Genomic DNA, 6595 nt, shown 5'->3' with positions numbered 1-6595 from the left:
ATTTTTTGAGCGGGGACGCTAAATCTTGCGGGGCTTCCATCTACATTTGTGTAATTTCGGGAAGTTGGCAGTAGCGTAACTCTTCTGCCCTCTTCCAGATACCGTTGCGCCAAGGGATTTGCCAGAGAGCTCTCAAGCGTGTTACCCAGTTCCACATGGTTCGCCCCAGCGATTACTCTGGCTCTTGCGTATCGAAAATAATCGGCTAAAGTTTTTTGCGCCTCCGCCCTGTTGAGTTCTGGGTTCCAGATAATATGGCTCCCTGAAGTTTCATTGATGAGTAGATTATTTTCGATCTTGAGGGCGGGATTTGGTTTTCCCTGCTCGAAATTCCACACAAAAGCGACTTCGCCGTCTGTATCGTAGTAGGCAAGGTAACTGGTTAGCCCTTGCTCGGCGAGGAACTGGCGGGTGAAGCCCTCCCCCGTCATGTCTTTGGTTTGGTCAAAAAGAGCCTGCTGTTCAGCAGTGAGGGATTGATAGTAGGCGTCCTCAGGGTTCGCCGTCGGTTCGGGGGTGGGGGTCGACGTAAGCGTTGGCGGACTTGCTGTTGCAGTCAGTGTTTCGGTGGGACCAGGAGTTGTTGTCGAAATGGGAGTCGCTGTGGCGCAGGCGGATAACCCGATGCACAAGATCATCACGATTGCAAAGGAACGACGAATATGAGACATATCTTCCTCCAGACCTATTCACATCCCTTGCTCAAGTTTGCTCCTGATCAAGCGGACTCTCTTCGTGAGAGTGGAAACCGTCCACGAATACACACTGACGCATTTCCAGCGTCCTACCTTATTCAATTAACTATCCATCACCTGAAACAACGTGATCTGCATCCCATCGGGGTCTTGCAAGCGGACGTTGTAATCGCCCCAGGGAGTCATCACAGGCTCGTGGACGAGGGTCGCGCCGTGGGCGAGGAGTTTGTCCATGGCGGCGTGCAGGTCGGGCACTTGCAGGGCAAAGCGGATCTGTCCGCTGAGGCGTTCCCCTGCTTCGAGCGAGTCGATGGTCTCGGCTTGGGGTTCGTCGAAGAGTTCGAGGGTGGCGCGTCCCATATCGAGGACGAGCGCGTGACCGTCTCCGTTGTTCCAAATGGCGGCGGGTTCGATGCCGAGTCCGTCGCAGTAGAATTTCACCGCGCGTTCAAAGTCTTTTACGGTGAATGCGATACGCAATTCGAGAACGGGGTGATCGTTTGTCATATCGGCATTATATCCCCGTTCTTTTAGCGAAGGCATGACCGTCACTATGAAAGTAAACCTGCCATGGACGGGAAATTTTTTATCTTGACTCGCCCATCCCTCGCCGTTATGATGACTTTGCTCTGGAGACCGCATCATGGCTCAACACGCCCACTTACCTCAGCTCGATTCAGAAACCCTCCGCCGCGCCATGCGCGCGTGGACGACCGGTGTAACGGTGATCACCGCCGCGCATGACGGTCAGCAATATGGCATGACGGTCAACTCGTTCACGTCCGTTTCGCTGGAGCCGCCGCTGGTATGCGTCACCTTGAAGAGGCTGACCCACACGCATGAACTGGTCGAGAAGTCCGGCGAGTTTTCGGTGACGGTCCTCTCCGCCTCGCAGAAGGAGCTTTCGAGCCGCTTCGCGGGGAAACATCCGCAGGTCACTAACCGGTTCGAAGGCATACCAACCACAACGCTTTCCATCCCCGCGCCGTTGATCGAAGGCGGAATGGCGTTTTTCAATTGTCGTGTGTTGAGCATGCATACAGTTGGCGAGAATACATTGTTCGTGGCGGAGGTGATCGCGGCGCAGGGAGCGGGCGAAGGCGATCCGCTTGTGTATCATAACCGGGTGTATTGGAAGTTGAATTCACCCTCACCCTAGCCTTGTTCATTCAAGGACAGGATGAGGATGAGGGAGGTAACCTCATGCAAGATAAACTTACCCTCGAAGAACAACAGACTCTCCTCCGCATAGCGCGCGAGGCGATGATATGCCGCGTGAAAGGGGAGGCGCTTCCGCCGCTGGACGTTGCGCCGCTGACGGAACGTTTGCGCGCGGAGGGCGCGTCGTTTGTCACGTTGACGATTCGCGGAACCCTGCGCGGGTGCATCGGCGCGTTGGATGCGTATCAGCCGCTGGCGGAGGATGTGCGCGAACACGCGGTTTCTGCGGCGTTGGAGGATCCGCGTTTTCCACCCGTGAGGGAAGGCGAACTAGGGGCGATCCAGATCGAAATTTCGAGGTTGACCCGTCCGCATCCGCTGGAGTACAAAGATGCCGCCGACCTCCTGTCTAAGTTGAAGCCGCATGTGGATGGAGTCGTCCTGCGCGATGGCGTTCGCCGGGCGACGTTCCTGCCGCAGGTCTGGGAGAAGATTCCACAGCCCGGCGAGTTCATGGATAACCTATGTTATAAGATGGGCGCGGACTACGACCTGTGGCGAAAAAAACATCTCGAGGCGCTCGTCTATCAAGTGGAGGAGTTTCACGAGTGAGCGACCTTCTCAGGATTGCCGGCGCGCTTTGTGGCAATGAGTATCCTGAGTGGGGTAAAATCAGCGCATGACCGACGAAGTCTTCCAAGAGGCAGTGGAGGCGTTGCGCGAGGGAAATAAAGCGAAAGCCCGCGAGTTACTCACGGGTTTGCTCAAAACCGACCAGGGCAACGCAACCTATTGGGTGTGGATGAGCGCGACAGTGGATACGGAAAAAGAGCGCATCTACTGCCTGCAAACGGCGTTCAAACTCGACCCTGAAAATGTCACCGCCAAGCGCGGCTTGATCTTGCTCGGTTCGCTTCCGCCGGACGAAACTATCCAGCCGTTTTCCCTTAATCGCCCGCGCGCATGGGAACAAAGACTTTTGCTTGCGCACGAAAAGCCGAAGCCCAAGGGCTGGGCGGCAGTCAAAGCCAGCCCGGTCTTCCGCCTTGGTGGAATTGCCGTGTTGATCGCGGCTTTGGCGGGATTTGTTTATTTCGGGTTCGTTGTTCCGGCGCGGCAACAAGCGCGTCCTCCCACCATTACACCGGGGGCATCGCCCACGTGGACATTTACCCCCACCGCGCTCAACTCCACGAGCGAGCCTCAAGCCGCCGGCACGCCGTTCCCCTTCTCTGAATTGCTTGAAGTTCCGTATACGCCCACGGCGTTATACGTCAACACGCCGCGCTCGCCGCTGACGATGGATATGTACAGCAGATTTGATAACGCCTTTAAAAGCGGAAACTGGGATGAGGCAATCGCGGCAATGCAGGAGATCGCGCAACTCGAACCTGAATATGCCGACCCATACTATTACATCGGCGAGGCGTATCGTTTCAAAGGCGATATGGCGAGCGCGATCGACGCCTACAACTTCGCGCTTCAAGCGGACGGGGAATTTGGTCCCGCCTACGTGGGGCTGGCGCGGGCGCGTATTCACATCGACCCCGGCGCGAACACCGAACCATTGCTCGATGAAGCCATCCGCTTCGACCCGAACTTTGGCGAGGCGTATCTCGAGCGCGCAAAAGTCCGTTTGCGCGATAACAATATCGTCGGCGCGATCGCCGATCTCGACAACGCCAACCGCCTCCTGCCGAATTCACCGTTGGTGTATTACACGCTGGCTGTGGCGCGGCAACGCGAAGGGGAGATCGACCTCGCGCTGACCACCGCCCTGCATGCCAACCAACTCGACACCACACATATGCCCACCTATCTGTTGCTCGGTCAGTTGTATGAAGCGACCGGCAACTCCGCCGATGCGACGCGCGTTCTCAATATTTACCTGAAATACAACGAAGGCGACGCGGACGCTTACATGTTGCTCGGCAGGATGCAATTTGCCGATGACGAATATGAAGAGACCATCGGCGCGATGAACCGCGTGATCGGCATCGACCGCAACCGGCGCGAGGCATACCTCTATCGTTTCTATGCCAACATTGAATTGGGGAACGGCGCCGCCGCCGATGAGGATCTTGACCGCCTGCTGGTCTATTACCCCGATCTGTTCGAGTTCAACATTGCCCTGACGCGCGCGCATTTGATCCAGAAGCGCAACGGGAGCGCGTTACAGATCATCGAGAAGGCGATCAGCCTCGCCGAAACGGATGAACAACGCGCCACCGCGTATTTCTGGGCGGGCGCTGTGTATGAGGCGCGCGACGAACTCGATCGAGCCGCCGAATATTGGCAGTTGCTGTTGGATTTACCCGAAGACGCGACCACCGCGGAACAACGCGCGGTTGCCGAAGAACATCTGTTGGAAATCCCCACATCGACTCCCGCCGTCACCCCCACCAAATCGCGGACTCCGACTCGCACCCCCCTTGTGACTGGCTCGCCCTCCCAAGCGAAGACCGCCACCCCAACCCCCACACGCACACCGAGTCCTACGCCGACGAAGTGAACAAAAAAACGACTGAGAAATCAGTCGTTTTTTTGTTCACCAGCGTTCCCAAATTTTTTCCGATCCTCCTCGCACGGACATAACGCGCGCAGGTAATGCCAGTTGTAAATGCCGTAATCGTGACCATCCTCCCAAACGAGGGTCAGCGCGTAGGAGCCGGTCTTCACCACGTTTGCGAGCCGCGTGGATGGCGACTCCGCCATTTTGAGGACGAACACATTGGGGTCGGGTTCGGGCTTCATATTTTCATGCCCGCCGCGGCACGAAGCGCACGGACATGCCGCGCGTAACAGATCGAAGGGATACACGCTGGTGTGCGCGTCGTCCCACACGATGGTCAGTTCGCGCGTCTTTTTGTTGGCGGTGATGTTGGTGGGGTGTTCGGTCATATTGTATTCCTCCAAATCAATGTGGCAATCCATAAGACAAGATTCTCTATCGTACATGTGCACCGCTAAGTGTCGCCATGCGACACCCGCAAAGAACGCAAAGAAAACCTTTTTAACTTGGCGACCTTAGCGTGCTTTGCGGTAAAAATCTTCTTATGTACGGTAGAGAAAGACAAGATCGATCCTGTTATTCGCTTGTTGTATTTCGTCGCGCAATCGCAAAGTGAACTTTGCGGCACATCTTTTTACGGCGATGGAATATAACTCAAAAAGTCTGCCGCCGCCCAGCCGTTGCGTGTTTCGTCATACGGGGCGACGAGGAACCACCACACATATCCATCGAGCACAACGGGTCCATCTTGTACGAGGAAGACCTCTGAATCGAAGCCGAGGAATGCCGACTCGCTGTTGAGTCCCGCCTCCGAACGGATGCGAAGTCCCTCGCCATCGGTGCCGGTGATCTGCACATAATTGCCGATGGCGATGCCGGTGGGGACGGGGGTCGGCGCGAAAGGGTCGATGGTCGGCGTGGGCGGCGCGTTGGAGGTTACGGTGGGGGCGGCGATCACGGTCAGGTTGGCGGGGGCAAACCCCACGTCCGAAGGTTGAAGCGGTGAGGTGAATCCAATGGAGATGACGGTGATGAGAAGCAACAAGCCCGCGATGAGGAGCGCGCCGAGCATCACGCGTCGGTTGAAGAGTTGTCTAAGGTTCATGGTTTCATTTATGTTTCAACAAATCCATCCCGCGCGGCGGGACGAGTAATTTTAACGCGCCATGCTTAATATGGATGTTTACTTGTTGCGCGGAACCGCGCGGCTCGCCGTCGGTTTGGATCAAAAACGGCGATTCGCCCTCGATGCGCAAGGAGCGAAAGGATATCTTGCGCGCCACATCCGAGTTGATATGGCGGCCCGTCATCATCTCATACGCATGGCGGAGCGCGTCGCCGAGGTGTTTGCCGCTGAATAACCACAGGTCGAGCAGGTTGTCGTCGAGACAGGCATCGGGTGAAAGTTTCGAAAGCCCGCCGAGATAATGACGAATGTTCGTGGCAACGGCGACGATATATTGCCCTTCCACTTCCTGCCCGTCTGCCCACAGCCGCAACTTCACGCCGTTATAGTTCGCGGCTTGCATGAGGGTTTGCGCGGTGAACTCCGGAAAGGCAAAAAATTTTTCAAGGCGGATGCGCGGCTCGAGCGCGTGGATGGTCAGCGCGTCCAGCCCGATGCCCGCCCACATCATGAACGTGGTGTCGTTGCATACGCCCGCGTCAATCGCGTAACAGGGCGCGTGGGCAAGGGTTTGCGCGTTGTGTTTCAATACCCAGAAATTTGTCAGGGTGAACGGGCGCAAGCCCAGTTCGATACTCCACACGTTTGCGGTTCCCGCCGGCAAGACTCCCAGCGCGGTATCCGAATCGATCAACCCGTTGACGACGTTGCCGATCGTGCCATCGCCGCCGACGGCAAACACCGCGTCTTTTTTCTCGAGTGCGGCTTGCTTCGCCAACTCCACCGTGTGCGGTCCGTTTTGGGTTTCTGCGGCTTCGGCGCTCCACCCCGCCGATGCGAGGGTCTTCGCCACCGAGTTGATGAACGGTTTGACGGAAAATCTCCCCGCCGCCGGGTTGTAGATGATGACCGCGCTGCGCATGAAGAGATTATACCCGCTGGCTCGACCGTCTCATTGCCGGGTGATTGCAACAGGTGCGCTAAAAGTATGTAGATGAGTTTCACTACAGACAGGAAACCCTAACCACGGAGTCACGGAAACACGGAGAAAAACAATTAAAAAAACTCCGTGACTCGGTGACTCTGTGGTTTGTCTGTTGG

The 6595-nt window shown here is 56.6% G+C and carries 7 protein-coding genes and 1 pseudogene; 3 read left to right on the top strand and 5 right to left on the bottom strand.

Annotated features, from left to right (window positions below; genetic code table 11):
- Positions 1–671, bottom strand: a pseudogene (locus AC16KF_RS05105) (hypothetical protein); the annotation flags it as partial.
- Positions 672–797: 126 nt separating this feature from the next.
- Complete coding sequence (locus tag AC16KF_RS05100) at positions 798–1340, bottom strand: VOC family protein (protein ID WP_484036220.1); 543 nt, start codon at positions 1338–1340, stop codon at positions 798–800.
- Between AC16KF_RS05100 and AC16KF_RS05095 the strand changes: the two genes are divergently transcribed.
- The 3 genes from AC16KF_RS05095 (at position 1339) to AC16KF_RS05085 (ending at position 4368) form a co-directional block, all read left to right on the top strand.
- Complete coding sequence (locus AC16KF_RS05095) at positions 1339–1854, top strand: flavin reductase family protein (protein WP_484036219.1); 516 nt, start codon at positions 1339–1341, stop codon at positions 1852–1854. The two genes, AC16KF_RS05100 and AC16KF_RS05095, sit on opposite strands and share 2 nt — an antisense overlap.
- Before the next feature lie 44 nt (positions 1855–1898).
- On the top strand, positions 1899–2468 hold the full coding sequence (gene amrA / locus AC16KF_RS05090) for an AmmeMemoRadiSam system protein A (RefSeq protein WP_484036218.1): 570 nt from the start codon (positions 1899–1901) through the stop codon (positions 2466–2468).
- 67 nt (positions 2469–2535) lie between these two features.
- Positions 2536–4368, top strand: a complete 1833-nt coding sequence (locus AC16KF_RS05085; RefSeq protein ID WP_484036217.1) for a tetratricopeptide repeat protein — start codon at positions 2536–2538, stop codon at positions 4366–4368.
- Between the two features lie 20 nt (positions 4369–4388).
- On the opposite strand, the gene AC16KF_RS05080 is transcribed toward AC16KF_RS05085, so the two are convergent.
- The 3 genes from AC16KF_RS05080 to AC16KF_RS05070 all read right to left on the bottom strand — a co-directional run bounded on the left by AC16KF_RS05080 (position 4389) and on the right by AC16KF_RS05070 (position 6416).
- Complete coding sequence (locus tag AC16KF_RS05080; protein WP_484036216.1) at positions 4389–4757, bottom strand: gamma-butyrobetaine hydroxylase family protein; 369 nt, start codon at positions 4755–4757, stop codon at positions 4389–4391.
- A 245-nt stretch (positions 4758–5002) separates the two neighbouring features.
- Positions 5003–5473, bottom strand: a complete 471-nt coding sequence (locus AC16KF_RS05075; RefSeq protein WP_484036215.1) for a hypothetical protein — start codon at positions 5471–5473, stop codon at positions 5003–5005.
- A 4-nt stretch (positions 5474–5477) separates the two neighbouring features.
- Complete coding sequence (locus AC16KF_RS05070) at positions 5478–6416, bottom strand: diacylglycerol/lipid kinase family protein (RefSeq protein ID WP_484036214.1); 939 nt, start codon at positions 6414–6416, stop codon at positions 5478–5480.
- Positions 6417–6595: the final 179 nt, after the last annotated feature.

The organism is Candidatus Defluviilinea gracilis (assembly GCF_057138825.1).
This window is presented reverse-complemented; position numbering and strand designations above follow the sequence as displayed.

Excerpts from the sequence above, each read along its gene's own strand:
- AC16KF_RS05095 (WP_484036219.1), top strand. The coding sequence starts at position 1,339 with ATGGCTCAACACGCCCACTTACCTCAGCTCGATTCAGAAACCCTCCGC.
- AC16KF_RS05100 (WP_484036220.1), bottom strand. The coding sequence starts at position 1,340 with ATGATGCGGTCTCCAGAGCAAAGTCATCATAACGGCGAGGGATGGGCG.
- amrA (WP_484036218.1), top strand. The coding sequence starts at position 1,899 with ATGCAAGATAAACTTACCCTCGAAGAACAACAGACTCTCCTCCGCATA.
- AC16KF_RS05085 (WP_484036217.1), top strand. The coding sequence starts at position 2,536 with ATGACCGACGAAGTCTTCCAAGAGGCAGTGGAGGCGTTGCGCGAGGGA.
- AC16KF_RS05080 (WP_484036216.1), bottom strand. The coding sequence starts at position 4,757 with ATGACCGAACACCCCACCAACATCACCGCCAACAAAAAGACGCGCGAA.
- AC16KF_RS05075 (WP_484036215.1), bottom strand. The coding sequence starts at position 5,473 with ATGAACCTTAGACAACTCTTCAACCGACGCGTGATGCTCGGCGCGCTC.
- AC16KF_RS05070 (WP_484036214.1), bottom strand. The coding sequence starts at position 6,416 with ATGCGCAGCGCGGTCATCATCTACAACCCGGCGGCGGGGAGATTTTCC.